Here is a 15,610-nt window from a genome sequence, read left to right as displayed (position 1 = left end):
AAAGAGCGAATAGTTAATGTTCATGTCCGCCGGTATTGCTCATCTTCGCATTGATAAAAAATGCGCTTTTTACTACAATTCTAGTCTGTGCAGGGATTTCCTGTACAGGTGTAATTGCTGTATACCCCATTGCCGAGACACCTTTTTGAACTTCAATTTTTTCAAAATTTATATTTTTACCCTGATCTGTGGCATGCTTAGCGGCTTCCTGCTCATTTTTATGTTCATGTTTTGCTTCGCCTTCATCATGCGCATGACCATGATCATCGTGTCCTTCTTCATGCTCTTCGGGCTGCTTACTTGTCTCTACGAAAATATAGAACTTACCATCAGCCTCTACAATCGCGTCATTGGGAACAGCCGGAGTCGTCACATTATTTATTCCGATCATCCCAGTGATGTTCATTCCGTCTATCAGACCAATCTTACTGCCGATCACGGTACTATGCACGGCGATTGTTTTGCTGTCATTCTCAAAGGAAGATCCGATCGTAAAGACTTTAGCCGCATAGGTTTTATCCGGATTATTCGTTAGCTGAAAATTAATGATCTGTCCGATTTTGATCATCGGAAGATCCTTTTCAAAGACTTGTAGATCGAGATGTAACAGGCTGTTGTCCACAATCTCAATAACCGGAGACGAAACATCTACGTAACTGCCTATTTTTGCGAAAACATTGCTTACAGTACCATTAATTGGACTTGTAACCACAAGTGACGAGCGCAGGTTGGAAAGATTGACACTGTTTGGATTGATACCCATTAACTGAATCTGCTGTTGCAGGGATGCCTTTCTGGCGCGAAGACTATTAAACTCTGCTGTCGCCGATTGCAAGTTCTTTCTCGCCCCGGCATTGCCCTCATTGAGCTCTTGCTGTCTTGCCATCTCCTGTTCTGCAAGCGTAATTTTGCTTGCCAGAGCGACATATTCTTCCTGAAGCTGAATAAATTGCGGATTCGTAATTGTTGCTATAACCTGGCCTTTGCGCACGATGTCACCTAGTTGCACATTTAAAGTCTTAATTACACCACCATATAAGCTTGTCGCATTGGCTTTATTGTTGTTGGGCACGCTGAGTAAGCCGTTGGCTTTGATAGTTGCTGTCAATTCTTTTTCTTCAATGCTTCCGAAGACAATTCCCACGGCTTTGATCTGTTGCTCACTTAGCGCAGCGACCGTCACTGGCCCCTCCTCATGGCCTTCTTCGGCGGCTCCCTTCCCTTCCTCCTTTCCCTGGGGCTTGCCAGCGCCTTTTGAATCTGATCCACAGCTATATAAAACCGATGAAATCGCTAGTGCAAAGAATATTTTTATGATAACTTTCATTGTTGACTTATTTATTATTGAAGTAATTGTATTGTATTGCCGATTGATTGTATTGATTGAGCACATCTAAGTAATTTTGTCTGATACCGATCGCCTGACTTAAAAACTGGCTCATCTCTGCAAAACTTATTTCTCCGGTTCTATAACCGAGGCTCGCCGCCTTAATGATGGCATCCGCCTGCTGAAGACCAGAAGACTCATAAAACTGTAATAATGCACTGTTTTTCTCAATGTTGGCCAGCGCGTTTCCCTTTTCCGTCTGAAACACTTGTGTGTCATACTCCAGTTGTCTTTGTTGTGCCTCCATTTCAGCATTTGCAGCTTTCACCTTGCTCTTGTAAGCACCGAGCCCAAATACGGGGAAGGATGCCGATACGGAGAAACCGGTAAAAGGATCTTTTGCTCCCCAAAGACGTTGCGAGAAGAATCTACCTGAAAATTCTGGCTTATTTATATTTTTCTGAACCCTAATATTAGATGATGCAATATTGACATTCTGTTGTTGCAGTGCTAAAACAGGATGTGAGGGGTCCGCTGAAGGATTTTGTAGGTCCGCGTCCATTTCGACCTTTTCCAGCGGCCGCTCCACAGGCAATAACCAGTCGTTGCGGTTCAGGAGCATCATCAATTGTTGTTGTTGAACCAGTATATCCTTTTTATTCTGCAACAGCTGCGCCTGTAATTCCTTTAATTTCGTTTCTGCGGCTATTTTATCCAGGGCGGCAACATCACCGGTTTTAAAGCGAAGCTCAGTCGCCTTGAACATCGCCGAATAGATACTGTCCAGGTTCACATAAAGCTTTTGTCTGTCCTGAAGGTACCAAAGTTGGTAATATGCTGTGCGTACGTCTTTCTTGATATTCGCATTGAGCACATCCGTGTTCAGGTTAGCATACTTTAGCTGTTGTTTAAAATATTCCTTGCGGGCAGAATAGAGTCCAGGCCATGCAATACTCTGTGTGATTCCGATTTTCATGATCCCTGTTTTATCACTGGGCCGATAATCTTCGTTTTCCACAAAGACACCCGTTTTTGGGATTTCATTGGCTGTTTTGACCGTATAGGTCGCCCCAGCAATTTCAGCCTCATTAACCTGAAATTGGCGGTTGTTTTTTAGCGCGGTACTGATCGCCTGATCGATCCCGATCCGTTCCTGTGAAAAGGCCTTAAATCCAGATGCAGAAAATAAGAAAACCAATACTGTTGCAATGGCTTTGCCTGCATTTCCTTTTTTCATATTCCTTTTTGAGTTAAAAATGATATACAATAGTGGCAGTACAAATAAGGTTAAGAAGGTTGCTGTCACCAGTCCGCCGATAACGACTGTAGCCAATGGTTTTTGCACCTCCGCACCGGCACTTGTGCTGATTGCCATCGGTAGAAAGCCTAACGAAGCTACGGTGGCTGTCATCAGTACAGGACGTAGCCGGGTGAGTGTCCCCTCTCTGACGCGCTGAAAAATGTCATCCATGCCATCTTTCTTCAATTGATTGAAGGTACCGATCAGAACAATGCCATTCAGTACGGCAACGCCAAAAAGGGCAATGAAACCAATCCCGGCACTGATACTAAAAGGCATACCACGCAGCATCAGCGCAAAGACACCGCCAATTGCACTCATCGGGATGGCTGTAAAGATCAGCGTTGCTTGCTTAAACGAATGGAATGTGAAATATAGTAACATAAAGATTAGTAATAACGAAACCGGTACGGCAATCATTAGACGTGCACTCGCTTTCTGCAAGTTCTCAAACTGACCTCCATACGTGAAGTAATAGCCTGCCGGTAACTTAACCTTTGTTGAGAGCTGTTGCTGAATATCCTTGACCACACTTTCAACATCTCTTCCAACAACGTTAAAGCCGATGACGATCCGACGTTTACCAGCCTCTCTGCTGATCTGTGCTGGACCAAGCTTGTAGTCAATCGCTGCTACCTGTGAGAGTGGGATCTGGATGCCGGTGTCTGTTGGAATCATCAGATTACGTACATCATCTATACTATTGCGATGTGTCGTGTCCAGACGCACGACAAGATCAAAACGACGTTCGTTTTCGTAGATCTGGCCTGTACTTTTACCGGCAAAAGCTGTACTTACCACATCATTTACTTCCTGAATAGTCAGTCCATAATTGGCAATACGTGTACGGTCATAAACAATATTGATCTGTGGAAGTCCGGATACCCGCTCCACTTGAGGAGAAGTAGCTCCTTTAACAGATTGAATCTGTGCGGCGACGATATTGGCGTAAGAAGCCAGCGAGTCAATGTTTTCGCCGAAAATTTTCACGGCCACATCCTGACGGATTCCCGTCATCAGTTCATTGAAACGCATTTGAATAGGTTGGTTCTTCTCAAAGAAGACACCCGGTATTACCTCTAGTTTTTCAAGGATAGCAGCTCCAAGATCGCTATAGCTCCGCCCTGATTTCCATTCTTTCTGTGGTTTGAGGACCACCATCAGATCCGTCGCTTCTGGCGGCATAGGATCTGTCGGTACCTCCGCAGCTCCCGTTTTTCCCACAACCATTTTAACTTCTTCAAACTCCTTAATGATCCGGGAAGCTTGCATCGAAGTTTCTATACTTTGTGAAAGCGAGCTCCCCTGAGGCAATATACAGTGAAAGGCATAATCCCCTTCCTGTAATTGTGGGATAAATTCTCCACCCATGTTTTTAAAGAAGAAAACCGATAACGCAAAGAAGGCTACCGCCAAACTGACAATGATGTATTTAAAGCGGATTGCCTTCTGCAGCAACGGTGCATACATATGTTGAAGTTTTTCGATCAGGCGATCACTGAAAGTATTCTTATCATGATGCTTTTTAGGCAGGAATAGGGCACACATCATTGGAATATAGGTCAGCGAAAGGATCAATGCGCCAAATATCGCGAAACCGACTGTCTGCGCCATTGGACGGAACATCTTTCCTTCCACACCCACTAATGTCAATATCGGGATATAAACGATCAGGATGATAATCTCGCCAAAAGCGGCACTTGTCCGTATTTTTGACGCCGATTCAAACACCTCATGGTCCATTTCGGACTGTGTAAGCTTTTCGGTAGACTTGCGTAGCCCCAGGTGATGGAGCGTTGCTTCAACAATAATGACTGCACCATCGACAATAAGTCCAAAGTCTATGGCGCCCAAGCTCATTAAATTGGCGCTCACACCAAACACATTCATTAGCCCTAATGCAAAGAGCAGTGATAAAGGAATGGCCGAGGCCACGATGAGGCCTGCACGGAGATTACCTAAAAATAACACCAATACAAAGATGACGATCAATGCTCCTTCTATGAGGTTCTTTTCTACAGTGCCTATTGCCCGGTTGACCAGATCTGTACGATCCAGGTAGGGCTCAATGACCACATCATTGGGTAGGGATTTTTGGATAGTAGGTAATTTCTCCTTCACACGTTTGACGACTTCATTGCTATTTTCACCCTTTAACATCATCACCACACCGCCTACGGCGTCTACTTCGCCGTTATAGGTTAGGGCGCCGTACCGGACAGCATGTCCAAAACGTACATCGGCGACATCTTTGACATAAATTGGAACAGCACCCGATTTTTTGATTGCGATATTTTTTACATCTTCCAACGATGTTGCCAGCCCGATGCCACGAATGAAATAGGCGTTGGGCTTTTTGTCAATATAAGCGCCACCGGTATTTTGATTATTCTTCTCCAGCGCGGAAAAAATTTCCGGTATGCTGATATTCATCGCTCTGAGACGATTAGGGTCAACAGCTACCTCATATTGTTTCAATTCGCCGCCAAAACTATTTACCTCAGCAATACCCGGGGTGCCATAGAGCTGACGGGCCACGATCCAGTCCTGCATTGTCCGCAGATCCTTTGCATTATATTTGCTTTCGCTGCCCTTCTTGGGGTGAATAATGTATTGGTATACCTCGCCTAGGCCCGTACTAACGGGGGCCAGCTCTGGCCTGCCAATACCTTGAGGAATTTGGTCTACGGCTTCTTTTAGACGTTCGCTGATCAGTTGCCGTGCAAAGTAAATGTCTACATCTTCTTCAAAAACAACAGTAATCACAGAAAGTCCAAAACGTGATATACTTCTGATTTCCTCGATCTTTGGTACCGTAGCGATACTCTGTTCAATCGGAAAAGTAACCAATTGTTCGACTTCCTGACCTGCCAAGGTAGGACAGGAAGTAAAAATTTGTACTTGATTATTGGTAATGTCGGGAACGGCGTCTATGGGCAGCTTTGTTGCACTCCAGCCGCCCCATATAATAAGTAACAAGGTCATTAAGGCGATAATGATCTTATTCTTGATGCTAAATTTAATTATACTATCTAACACAATATACTTGATTAATGCTTAAATAATAGATATATAGAATATCCTATTTCCATGTAGCATTATGCTACAGCTAATTCCCACGGCCAGCACTGATTAGAAAAAAAATTTTCCAATAATGTTTACCGAAGGCTAATAAAAATTAAAATTAAGCATCTACCTTGGGCGGTTGCCAGATAGTTCCGAAGTAGTTCGATAGAATGGGTGTGTCTAAAAGCGGCATGCGATTGTCAAAATAAATCGAAATCGGAATACCCGCAATTTTTGGTAACTGATATTCAAATATCGTAATATTTCCACTGCAGCAGTTGCAATAGCAAAAAATTGAACATGCATCCGTGGTATCTTCACTATGATTATGCGATTCGTTCAATTGTGTTTCCATAGCTGCTCCCTCGGTGCGAATATTCGCATCACTGCATGGGACAAAGGAAAGTCCCAAAATATAGGTGATCAGTATGATAACAGCTAACCTCATTTGTTATACAAATTTAGAAAAATATTTTAAAAATTTACTCTTTTATCATAATAGCATATTTCGTTGTCGGCGCCCATAAGCCTAAAGACTATAACAGTGGTCTTGCTTCAGTGAACAATGGGGCCTGGCGACAATGACAACCGTACAATAGACTGGTAATAAATATCAGCACTATCGGTATGCAAAAAGGCCGAATTAAACAGAGACAATGGTGTTTAATTCGGCCTTTTATTGATTGTAAAAAGTGGTTATAATACCTTCTGCAAACGTTTTGGGAATTCGCTTATTTTTGAAATGCTGAGCTGTTTCATCACTTGAAACAGGTGTGCCTTGAACATATTGATCGTATGTTCACCGCCTGCGTTCCCTAGGGCACCAACACCATACATAAATGGTCTTCCCATGAAATTGAATTCGGACCCAACAGCATGTGCACGGGCTAGGTCTACACCGGAGCGGATACCACCATCCAGCATAATCTTGATTTTGTTTTTATATTCCGGATTGCCTGCAAGATGAATCAATGAATTGATGGATGATTCACTGGCATCAAGCTGTCTTCCGCCATGGTTGGAAACGATGACACCATCTACCCCGAGTGCGATGGCAGCCTGCATATCCTCGTCGGTTGCAATTCCCTTTAATACCAGTGGTCCTTTCCATAAGTTGCGAATGGCTTTGATTTTTTCGACATCTACTTTTCCGGTAAAGGTTTTGTTCATAAACTGCCCCAGTTGGGCAAGGTCCAGACCCTTTTCCATATAAGGCTTTAACGTTGCAAAAGACGGGATGCCATGTCTGAGGGTTTCAATACCCCAGGTTGGACAGGCAAATGTCTGTAGAATATTTGCAATATTCATCTTTGGCGGCATGGACAAACCGCTTTTAATCTCTTTATACCGAAGTCCAAAGGCAGGAACATCGACCAGAACCACAAGTACAGGGCATTCCACTTCCGTCAGACGTCTTAGGATATCGTCGCGCAACTTATTTTCTGTTGGGTGATAAAGTTGAAACCAGGCTTTGCCCTGCGATACTTCAGCGATACGCTCGATACTGCTTGTTGACACTGTGCTCAAAATATAAGGGATATCATTTTCTGCGGCTGCTTTGGCCAAAATTTCGGGTGCGTTGGGCCACATCAAGCCCTGCAGACCGATTGGCGAAACCCCAAACGGAGCACTATATCGGCGGCCAAAGAGCTCTACGGACATATCAATTTCATCGCTCGCTTGAAGATATTGTGGCTTTAATAAAATATGATCAAAATCATTTTCATTCCGGGCGAGATTCAGCTCTTCGTTAGCACCTCCTATTAAATAGTCAAATGCAAATTTTGGGATTCTTTTCTTTGCCTGTTTTCTTAGATCTTCAACAGCAGGATAGCGCGTATTGTATGTAAATTTTTGGCTCATGATTGATGTATTAAATATTGGCAGTGAATTATCTGCGCGCCAAATATACTATATAATTTGAAAATAGTTTGATATTTATCCAATAATATCCTAAGTATTCCGTCGGTAGCCGAGCTCAGCGCCACCGCTGACAGGCAGGTTCACCCCTGTGATGAAACGGGCGCTTTCAGACAGCAAAAAGATACATGCATCTGCAATGACATCCCCTTCCGGACAATAACCCAGAAGGTGTATGTTTTTTAAAAAATCAAAAATCTGTTCGGGCTGCGGTTGCTCGGATGCCCATTGCTGAAGCATAGGGGTCATGACTGCGGCCGGCATAACCGAATTCACCCTTATTCCTAGCGCCGCATAATCTATTGCCATCGCTTTGGTCAGCGCATTGACAGCGCCTTTTGTCGCAGCATAAGCAGCATGATTTTCCTGGCCAATCTCTCCCACCAGACTGCTCGTATTTAAAATACATCCGCAGGAGTGCTTTAGATGGGGAAAGCCATATTTGGTCGTCAGTAAAATACTCTTTACATTGACATCAAACAGCCTGCCCCACTCCTGTACACTGGTGTCATGTAAAGGTTTGGATGGACTCGCCAGCCCTGCATTATTGTGAATGGCGTCCAGCCGGCCAAAAGTCGCTATGGTCTGATCGAGGGCTGCCTTTACATCTTCTTCTTGGGAAATATCGGCACAGATACCCAAATGCGGAGCCCCCAGCAGCTCGCCTGCCGCGGTAACGGACGTTTGCTCCAGACCAATAAAAACAACCTTCGCTCCTGCCTTTGCGTAGGCCTGAGCACATGAAAGACCAATTCCAGCAGTACCACCGCTGATCAATATCACTTTATCCTTTAATGCGTTCAAAATAAATCTATAAAAGGTTATTCAATTAATTCAGGAATCTAAAATACGACAAGTAAGCATTTACTTGAAAATTACATATAACATTGTGACAATAAGAAGTAATATACCGGTTAAGACACGGTAATTCCCCATTCCTTTCCATGCTGCTCCGCGGAGGGGCTCCAATGGACTTTTCCAGTAAAGCAGTTCGCTTTCAGCACTATGCTGTACCGGATAAAGATACGATAGGATGATTTGTATAAGCATGCAGACCAAGAAAAGATAAAAGGCCATCATCATAAATGGCGTCTGTCCGATCCAAGAATGTGGAAAGATCTTATTGATCATAAAAACACCTGTACCTAAAAATGATCCGATCCATAAAGTCATTTTTGCAGATACCGCAGAGGCTTTCCGCCAGAATACCCCCAAAAGAAAAACACAGGTTATTGGAGGGGCGATATGGGCGATCACATCATTGATACCATTAAAAATGCTTTCATACTTGTCCAATAACGGCAATAGGCACAAAGAAAAAACCATGGCAATCACAGCGGATATTTTTCCGATACGAATCAGCTGTTTGTCTGTAGCCTCCGGTTTCCGCTGTTTGAAGATATCATAACTAACCATGGTCGAGATAGAGTTGAGCGCGCCCGAAATCTGGCTCATCAGACCGGACAGCAGCGCTGCTACAAGTACACCGATCAGACCTGAAGGTAACAATTGCGTTATCATCAATGTATATATTCCTTTGGAATTCACGTTGCCTGCAGCATCTACCCCCAAGCTATGAAGATCGAGCTGTCCACTTTTAAATAGGGTATAAGCAAACAGTCCGGGTAGTACGAATATAAAGACGGGTAAAATTTTTAGAAAACCACAGAACAGGGCGCCGACACGACCATGGTTCTCGTCTTTTGCCCCCAATACACGTTGAACAATGGTTTGATCGGCGCACCAATACCAGATCCCCAAAATAGGATAACCAAAGAATACCGCATACCAAGGCATTCCGCTACTGTCGTCGGCACCGCGGAGCATGGACAGCCGGTCAAGTTCACCGGTTGTTGCAAGCACATCTTTCATGGCCATCCAGCCGCCCATACGATGGAATGCTGCAACACTGATAATAAATGCCCCCGCTAATAAAACAATTGTCTGAATGGATTCTGTAACGACTACAGCGCGTAGTCCGCCAAGTATCGTATATATTCCCGTGATTATGCATATTGCTGTGATACTCATGTACATATTGAATCCAAAAAGTGTCTTCAGTACAATGCCGCCCGCTAGCATAGAGAAGGCGATATGGATCACGATTGCAGATATAATGGAGATGAAAGTCAACCAGTCCCTACTGGAACGGTCATACCGTCTTTCTAAAAAATCCGGGAGAGTTGCTACGCCGGATTTGAGGTAAAATGGTACGAAGAACAGGGCTAACAGGATCAATGTAAATGCTGCCATCCACTCAAAGTTACCATTGAGCAAACCGGTATCAAATCCGCTTTGGGCCAGGCTTACAAGGTGTACAGTTGATATATTGGTGGCAAACAGCGCGAGTCCGATCGCTGGCCACCGAAGGGTTTTTCCAGCGAGAAAATAGCCCTCTGCCGTGCCTGTACTTCTTTTGTTACCTCCTATGCCTACAACAATACCCACGATCAAAATAAGGGCGATATAAGCGATAGCAATACCTAAATCTATATTTCCTAACATACTATTATGCTATATTAACTCACAACTACTTCCAGGTTCCATTGCTGTCCGATAAACACCATTCTCAATCCGCACAGGTTGTGCAAAATGAGATTTTAGATGTGGGATGTGTTCAAGGAATAATGCTTGATGACCAAGACTGATGTGGTTGAACAGTACTAAATGCTGGTGCAGTTGCCCCATATCCCCCACATGCGGAACCACAGGGATACCATATTTCCGGCAGAGGAGACTGACACTGATAAACTCACTTACACCACCCACACGGACTGCATCCACCTGTACAAAACCCGCAGCACCCAACTGCAGATAATTTTTGAATACAATGCGGTTGGGTACATGTTCACCCATGGCAACCTTTATGGGCGCAATGGTATCAGTCAGTATTTTATGTGCAACAATATCATCGGGATGGGTGGGCTCCTCCACCCAATAAGGATTCATCGCTTTGAGTTCCTGACATATTGCCAACGCTTGTGGTAGCGTCCACTGTTGATTTGCATCCAACATGACAGTAGCCTGATCCCCTGCAACCTCCCGAACAATATGTGCTCTTCTGATATCACGGAGCGGATCTTCACTGCCCACTTTCAGTTTCATGGCTGTAAAACCATTGGCGATTGCGCGTTTACAGTTTTCACGAACCTGTTCATCAGAATAGTTAAACCAACCGACAGAAGTATCATAACCGATATAGCCCTTTTCGATTATATTCATTCTTTCTTGGCGGCTTTGCCAATTTTCGGCAATTAACGTAATGGCCTCTTCCCGCGTAAGCTCATCTTCCAGATAGGAAAGATCCAGCGTGTTGACAATTTCTTCGGGTGAAAGGTCTATTAAAAGTTTCCAAAGCGGAATACCACGCGTTTTTGCCCATAAATCAAAGCAGGCGTTTGTGACAGACGCCAATGCCAGGTGCACAATACCTTTATGTGGCCCTAGCCATCGGAATTGCTGTTCATTGCTCAAGGTGTTGAATATCGCGCCGAAATTTGCCATTAATTCTTCGATCGGCATTCCTTTGAGGCGTTCGGCGTAAAAAGATGCCGCCCGACAGACCAATTCATTTCCTGCGCCTATCGTAAAAGCTAGTCCGGTTCCGATACGTCCCTTGTCATCTTTCAAACGTGTGACGGCATAGGAATATATAGGGTCTTTGTGTACAGCATCGCTCCCTGCTCCGGTACCTAAAGGAAATCTGCGGTCCTGGATATCATAGGTTGTAATCATTCTAGTTCGTTGTTTTTGAAATTTTTGGATCGATAAAATTATAGCTTCAATTTTTCCTTTAGCTTGAGTAGCAGATCAACATCCGTCTCTCTGATGCGTCCAGCTCTGTCTGGACCGACGTTTAAGATCAGGATATTATCCTGTGCAGTTGCTGTCCGGTAGATTTGCTCCAGCTCTCCCAACGTTTTGTGTTTTTTATCTGTTGTGTTATAAAACCAGCGCTCTCCCAATACCACCGTGGTTTCAAATGGCATGTAGTATGTATTACCTTGTGAGGTAAAGAGTTTAGGGTCAGGTGTGGCAGGTAAATACGGGTCTCCCAAACGGAAGTCGCTCGGGAAGTAACGTATCGGGAATAGGTTTTGCTGATCTTTCGGTAGCACCATATGCTTATCCACATTTTCAGGGGTGCCAATGCTCCAATTGATGCCGACCTGACACTGAGGTGCTTTACTTTTGACCAAAGTATAGATTTCCTGTGCCGGCCACCTGTAATTCTCCTTTTCCCACCCGCCATCTAACCAGAGTTCAACAATGTCCGTATATTTTTGGGTGATATTGAGCAGTTCGCTCAATTGGTTAAGCATATAGGTATTATAAGCTTTGTCTGCTGTCAGGTCTTTTACATTTCCATTTTGTTTACGGTCCCATAGGGAATAATAAAGTCCCAGACGAATTCCCTGATTTCGGCATTCCTTTGCCAATGCCGCTACAACGTCTGTCTTATTTGCTGAGCTCGCCACATCATAGCTTGTATATTTACTGTCCCATAGACAGAAACCATCGTGATGTTTACTGACCAATATGATATATTTCATGCCGGCAGCTTTTGCAGTTGATACCCATTGTTTTACGTCGATCGCCGTAGGAGCATATGAACCCGGAGGTTTCGATCCATCCGTCCATTCCTGATCATGGAAAGTATTCATGCCAAAATGGATGAACATGCCATACTTGCGGTCAATCTGCTCTTGCTGATATCGGTTAGGTTTATCAGCGGCTGTAGGCACAATGGCTTTTGTTTGGGCAAACACCTTTGCGCCCATTAGGCAAAGGGTTAAGCAAAATAATAACTGCTGTTTCATCATTTATTTCGTATAGGTTTTTATTTCAATATGTTGCTTTAATCAATCCGTATGGAACACCTCCTCCATATCGGACCAGATAACACCTTTTGCGTGGGCTTCCGGGAGTGGCATTTGACAGGGGTCTGTTTCTTTCCACCAGCGTTGTGTTTCAGGATCCGATGCCATTCGTTTCATATCGGCCGAAAAATCTGTTCCGGTATATTCAAAATAGCTGAATAGATAATGTTGTCCGTTTACTTCTTTCAAGAAAATAGAATAGTTACGAATATGGCATTCCTTAATTTTCTGGAGCACACTTGGCCATGCTTGGGCATGCAGTTTTTTGTAATAGCCCAATCTATCTGTTTTTAACCCTGTAATGGAGGCATAGCGCCTGACCGATTCAGGCTTCCCCTGTCTTCCGCAGCCCACAGCTAAAAATGTGATTGTATGTAACAGCACAAAAAGCCTCACAGGAAAAAAAATCTTCGATGGCATATTTAGGTGTTTTAGTTATTAATGCTACTTTTATTTACATCTGCTAAACTACAATTCTGGAAATAATAAAACTGTGCCTGGATTGCTCAATATTGACACTATATTAGCGGTATTTGACCTCGTATTTTATATTAGAGATAAAATAGTCTATATTTAAATTCCTTTAAACAATAATAACCAAGTAAATGAAACCCGTTTTCACGAAAATATTAGAGGGATCAGAGATAGCGACATTCGCAACGAAGGAAGTTTGTCAGCCATCTTTTTCCACCGAATTCCATTTCCATCGTGCTTGTCAGATGACCTACATTGTGCAAAGTGAAGGCAAGCGAATTATAGGTGATAGTATAGACAGCTATTCTACCGATGAATTGACTTTTTTAGGGCCTGACCTGCCCCATGTATGGCATAATGATCGCTCGGATAGGGATTCGGTACAGGTGTCGCGTTCAATGGCGCTTTATATCGAACCTAAATTAATGGTTGAGGTATTGGGACATCTTTTTAAAACGCACAAAATAGAGGCATTTCTTAGCGCATCCAAACGGGGGCTTTTATTTCAGGGCGAGACGAAAGAACAACTGAAACGCAAACTGGAACAGATGATCCATATCAATTATGGCATTCAAAAAACAATTTTACTTCTTGAGATTATCGAATTGCTGATTACAACTGATGAATATAAATGTCTCTCCAGCCCGGGGTATACACACAACTATAGTTCGATGGATAATGATAAAATTGACCGGATTTTTAAGTTCGTATTCAATAACTTTACAAAAGAAATTTCGTTGGGTGAGGCTGCGACTTTGGCAAATATGTCCAAGCACTCCTTCTGCCGGTATTTTAAATCCCGTACACAAAAAACCTTTGTGCAATTTGTCAACGAAGTACGTATCAGTGAATCATGTCGACTGATTGCTGAAAACAAATTACAGATTACCAACATTGCTTTTGCCTGTGGTTTCAATTGCCTTTCTAATTTTAATAAGATCTTTAGATCTATTAAAGGACTTACACCGAGTATGTATAGAGCGCAAATACAGACCTAGGAAAAAAGATGACTTTCATTAATGTATAATGCTCTGCTGAACAAAAAATCAGTATGTGTCTACGCGCGAAAGGCCCGAAACCGCAGGGCCATTTAATAGCTTACCTTCAATATCAAAACGGGATCCATGGCAGGGACAGTCCCAAGATTTTTCAGCGGCATTCCAGCTTACTGTACAGCCCATGTGTGGGCAAATTGAACTTAGGCAATACAAATCTCCGTGCTCATCACGGTAAACGGCAAGTGTTTTGCCTTGATATTTCACCACACTACCCTGTTGCAGCGGCACATCTTCAAATTCTTTAATCTTATTAGCAGACAATTTATCCATGATAAAGTGCTGTGTAGCGTTCCATCCCTCCGAGAGTACACTTTTAGCACTTGCAACTGGCTTAACGCGGGCTGGCGATAGCAATTTGGATAAAGATGTTTCTTTGCCCTGGAGCAGATCAGGAATGATTAGAGAAGCCATTGAACCGAAAGTCATTCCATTTCCGCCGTAGCCAGTTGCGATATAGACGTTGGGCTCATGGGGCATGCGGCCAATATAGGGTAAACCATCTGCTGAAACATAATACTGTGAAGACCATTGTGCAGTTAACTCATCGTATTCAAAATGTTTATCCACCAGCTCTTTAAGATCATTAAAATGTTTTTCTGTATTATTTTCATCCCCGGTCTTATGGTCGAATCCCCCTGCGATGAGATAATAAGTGTCGCCATCCCGGTGATATCTAAAGTAATGATATGGATCATATAAATCTGCTGTCTGCGCCAGTATTTCTGGAGGGTTCCGGAGCTTCAACGTAAGCACATAACTCCGATAGGGAGCCACCAGCAAGTCAAACCTATTTTTTCCGGGTGGTATATGGGTCGCCCAGATGATATTCTTTGCTGTAAAAATGCGTTCATCACTTGTTTTCAATCTAATTTCGTTTTCTTGATTTTGATATTCGACAATAGATTGGTTTGTCAATATTGCGCCCCCAGCTTGTTTATAAGCATCCAAAAGCCGAATTAAATATTTTAGCGGATGAAATTGTGCCTGTCCCTCAATACGGATAGCTTTTGCAAAAGGAAGGTTGAACGGCAGTGTAGCACTTGGAGTAGTTTTTACATCCAATTGCTGATGGGCAGCAAGAATGCTGTCAAGCTTTTCATTTTGTTTATCTTCGGCGCTAAAAAGAAAAAAATTACATGTACTAAAATCACAATCTATGCTATATTTCAACACATTTTTCTTGATATAATCTAATGTGTCTTTCGTGCTCTTAACTAACAACCGTGCTGATTCTTCTCCGAATTTATGCATAATTTCATCATACGAGGCATCGTAAAAATTATTGATATGGGCAGTCGTGCCGCCTGTGGTACCGAAACCAGGATTTTCTTTATCCAAAAGCAAGCATTTCAGACCTCTGTCCTGAAGTTCCTTTGCAAGCGTCACACCAGTGATACCCGCCCCAACAATAATGGTATCAAATTCTAGGTCGCTGAAATCCGTTGAGAAATTTTGCTCTTCGACAGTTTGCCAAAAGCTCTCGTTGCTACCGTCACGTTTCATATCGATTCAATTTTAAAGACTGGGAACTTAGGTTTCCAGTTCTTTGTGGTCTACTAATTATGATTTGTACAATAAGAACCAA

11 protein-coding genes are annotated in these 15,610 nt (G+C 43.2%); 1 reads left to right on the top strand and 10 read right to left on the bottom strand.

Features of this window, described 5'->3' with window-relative positions:
- Positions 1-13: 13 nt before the first annotated feature.
- The 9 genes from DCO56_RS13190 to DCO56_RS13150 form a co-directional block, all read right to left on the bottom strand.
- Positions 14-1,327 (bottom strand): efflux RND transporter periplasmic adaptor subunit, encoded by a 1,314-nt coding sequence (locus tag DCO56_RS13190; protein WP_108634230.1) that lies wholly within the window; start codon positions 1,325-1,327, stop codon positions 14-16.
- A gap of 7 nt (positions 1,328-1,334) precedes the next feature.
- Positions 1,335-5,666 (bottom strand): CusA/CzcA family heavy metal efflux RND transporter, encoded by a 4,332-nt coding sequence (locus tag DCO56_RS13185; protein ID WP_108634229.1) that lies wholly within the window; start codon positions 5,664-5,666, stop codon positions 1,335-1,337.
- A gap of 145 nt (positions 5,667-5,811) precedes the next feature.
- Positions 5,812-6,141: a DUF6660 family protein gene (locus DCO56_RS13180; protein WP_108634228.1), complete on the bottom strand. Its 330-nt coding sequence runs from the start codon at positions 6,139-6,141 to the stop codon at positions 5,812-5,814.
- 248 nt (positions 6,142-6,389) lie between these two features.
- Positions 6,390-7,556, bottom strand: a complete 1,167-nt coding sequence (locus DCO56_RS13175) for an alpha-hydroxy acid oxidase (RefSeq protein ID WP_108634227.1) — start codon at positions 7,554-7,556, stop codon at positions 6,390-6,392.
- Between the two features lie 90 nt (positions 7,557-7,646).
- Positions 7,647-8,417, bottom strand: a complete 771-nt coding sequence (locus DCO56_RS13170; protein ID WP_108634226.1) for an SDR family NAD(P)-dependent oxidoreductase — start codon at positions 8,415-8,417, stop codon at positions 7,647-7,649.
- A gap of 60 nt (positions 8,418-8,477) precedes the next feature.
- Positions 8,478-10,118 (bottom strand): sodium:solute symporter, encoded by a 1,641-nt coding sequence (locus DCO56_RS13165; protein ID WP_108634225.1) that lies wholly within the window; start codon positions 10,116-10,118, stop codon positions 8,478-8,480.
- A 9-nt stretch (positions 10,119-10,127) separates the two neighbouring features.
- Positions 10,128-11,348, bottom strand: a complete 1,221-nt coding sequence (locus DCO56_RS13160; RefSeq protein WP_108634224.1) for an enolase C-terminal domain-like protein — start codon at positions 11,346-11,348, stop codon at positions 10,128-10,130.
- Positions 11,349-11,386: 38 nt separating this feature from the next.
- Positions 11,387-12,436, bottom strand: coding sequence for an alpha-L-fucosidase (locus tag DCO56_RS13155; RefSeq protein WP_219929386.1), 1,050 nt, complete (start codon positions 12,434-12,436; stop codon positions 11,387-11,389).
- Between the two features lie 39 nt (positions 12,437-12,475).
- Entirely contained in the window at positions 12,476-12,913 is a 438-nt protein-coding gene (locus tag DCO56_RS13150) for an L-rhamnose mutarotase (RefSeq protein ID WP_108634223.1), read from the bottom strand.
- A gap of 185 nt (positions 12,914-13,098) precedes the next feature.
- Between DCO56_RS13150 and DCO56_RS13145 the strand changes: the two genes are divergently transcribed.
- Positions 13,099-13,965 carry an AraC family transcriptional regulator gene (locus DCO56_RS13145; protein ID WP_108634222.1) on the top strand — a complete coding sequence of 289 codons (867 nt, stop codon included), beginning with the start codon at positions 13,099-13,101 and terminating at the stop codon, positions 13,963-13,965.
- A 48-nt stretch (positions 13,966-14,013) separates the two neighbouring features.
- Here the strand turns inward: DCO56_RS13145 and DCO56_RS13140 are convergent, their stop codons facing one another.
- Positions 14,014-15,528: an FAD-dependent oxidoreductase gene (locus tag DCO56_RS13140; RefSeq protein WP_108634221.1), complete on the bottom strand. Its 1,515-nt coding sequence runs from the start codon at positions 15,526-15,528 to the stop codon at positions 14,014-14,016.
- Positions 15,529-15,610 lie beyond the last annotated feature (82 nt).

The organism is Sphingobacterium athyrii, assembly GCF_003071065.1.
Taxonomy (GTDB): domain Bacteria; phylum Bacteroidota; class Bacteroidia; order Sphingobacteriales; family Sphingobacteriaceae; genus Sphingobacterium; species Sphingobacterium athyrii.
Note: the sequence above shows the minus strand (reverse complement) of the source record. Positions and strands in the feature narration are given on the sequence as shown.

Bases quoted from the DNA above. Each gene is read 5' to 3' on its own strand.
- DCO56_RS13190 (WP_108634230.1), bottom strand. From the start codon at position 1,327: ATGAAAGTTATCATAAAAATATTCTTTGCACTAGCGATTTCATCGGTT.
- DCO56_RS13180 (WP_108634228.1), bottom strand. From the start codon at position 6,141: ATGAGGTTAGCTGTTATCATACTGATCACCTATATTTTGGGACTTTCC.
- DCO56_RS13175 (WP_108634227.1), bottom strand. From the start codon at position 7,556: ATGAGCCAAAAATTTACATACAATACGCGCTATCCTGCTGTTGAAGAT.
- DCO56_RS13165 (WP_108634225.1), bottom strand. From the start codon at position 10,118: ATGTTAGGAAATATAGATTTAGGTATTGCTATCGCTTATATCGCCCTT.
- DCO56_RS13160 (WP_108634224.1), bottom strand. From the start codon at position 11,348: ATGATTACAACCTATGATATCCAGGACCGCAGATTTCCTTTAGGTACC.
- DCO56_RS13155 (WP_219929386.1), bottom strand. From the start codon at position 12,436: ATGATGAAACAGCAGTTATTATTTTGCTTAACCCTTTGCCTAATGGGC.
- DCO56_RS13150 (WP_108634223.1), bottom strand. From the start codon at position 12,913: ATGCCATCGAAGATTTTTTTTCCTGTGAGGCTTTTTGTGCTGTTACAT.
- DCO56_RS13145 (WP_108634222.1), top strand. From the start codon at position 13,099: ATGAAACCCGTTTTCACGAAAATATTAGAGGGATCAGAGATAGCGACA.
- DCO56_RS13140 (WP_108634221.1), bottom strand. From the start codon at position 15,528: ATGAAACGTGACGGTAGCAACGAGAGCTTTTGGCAAACTGTCGAAGAG.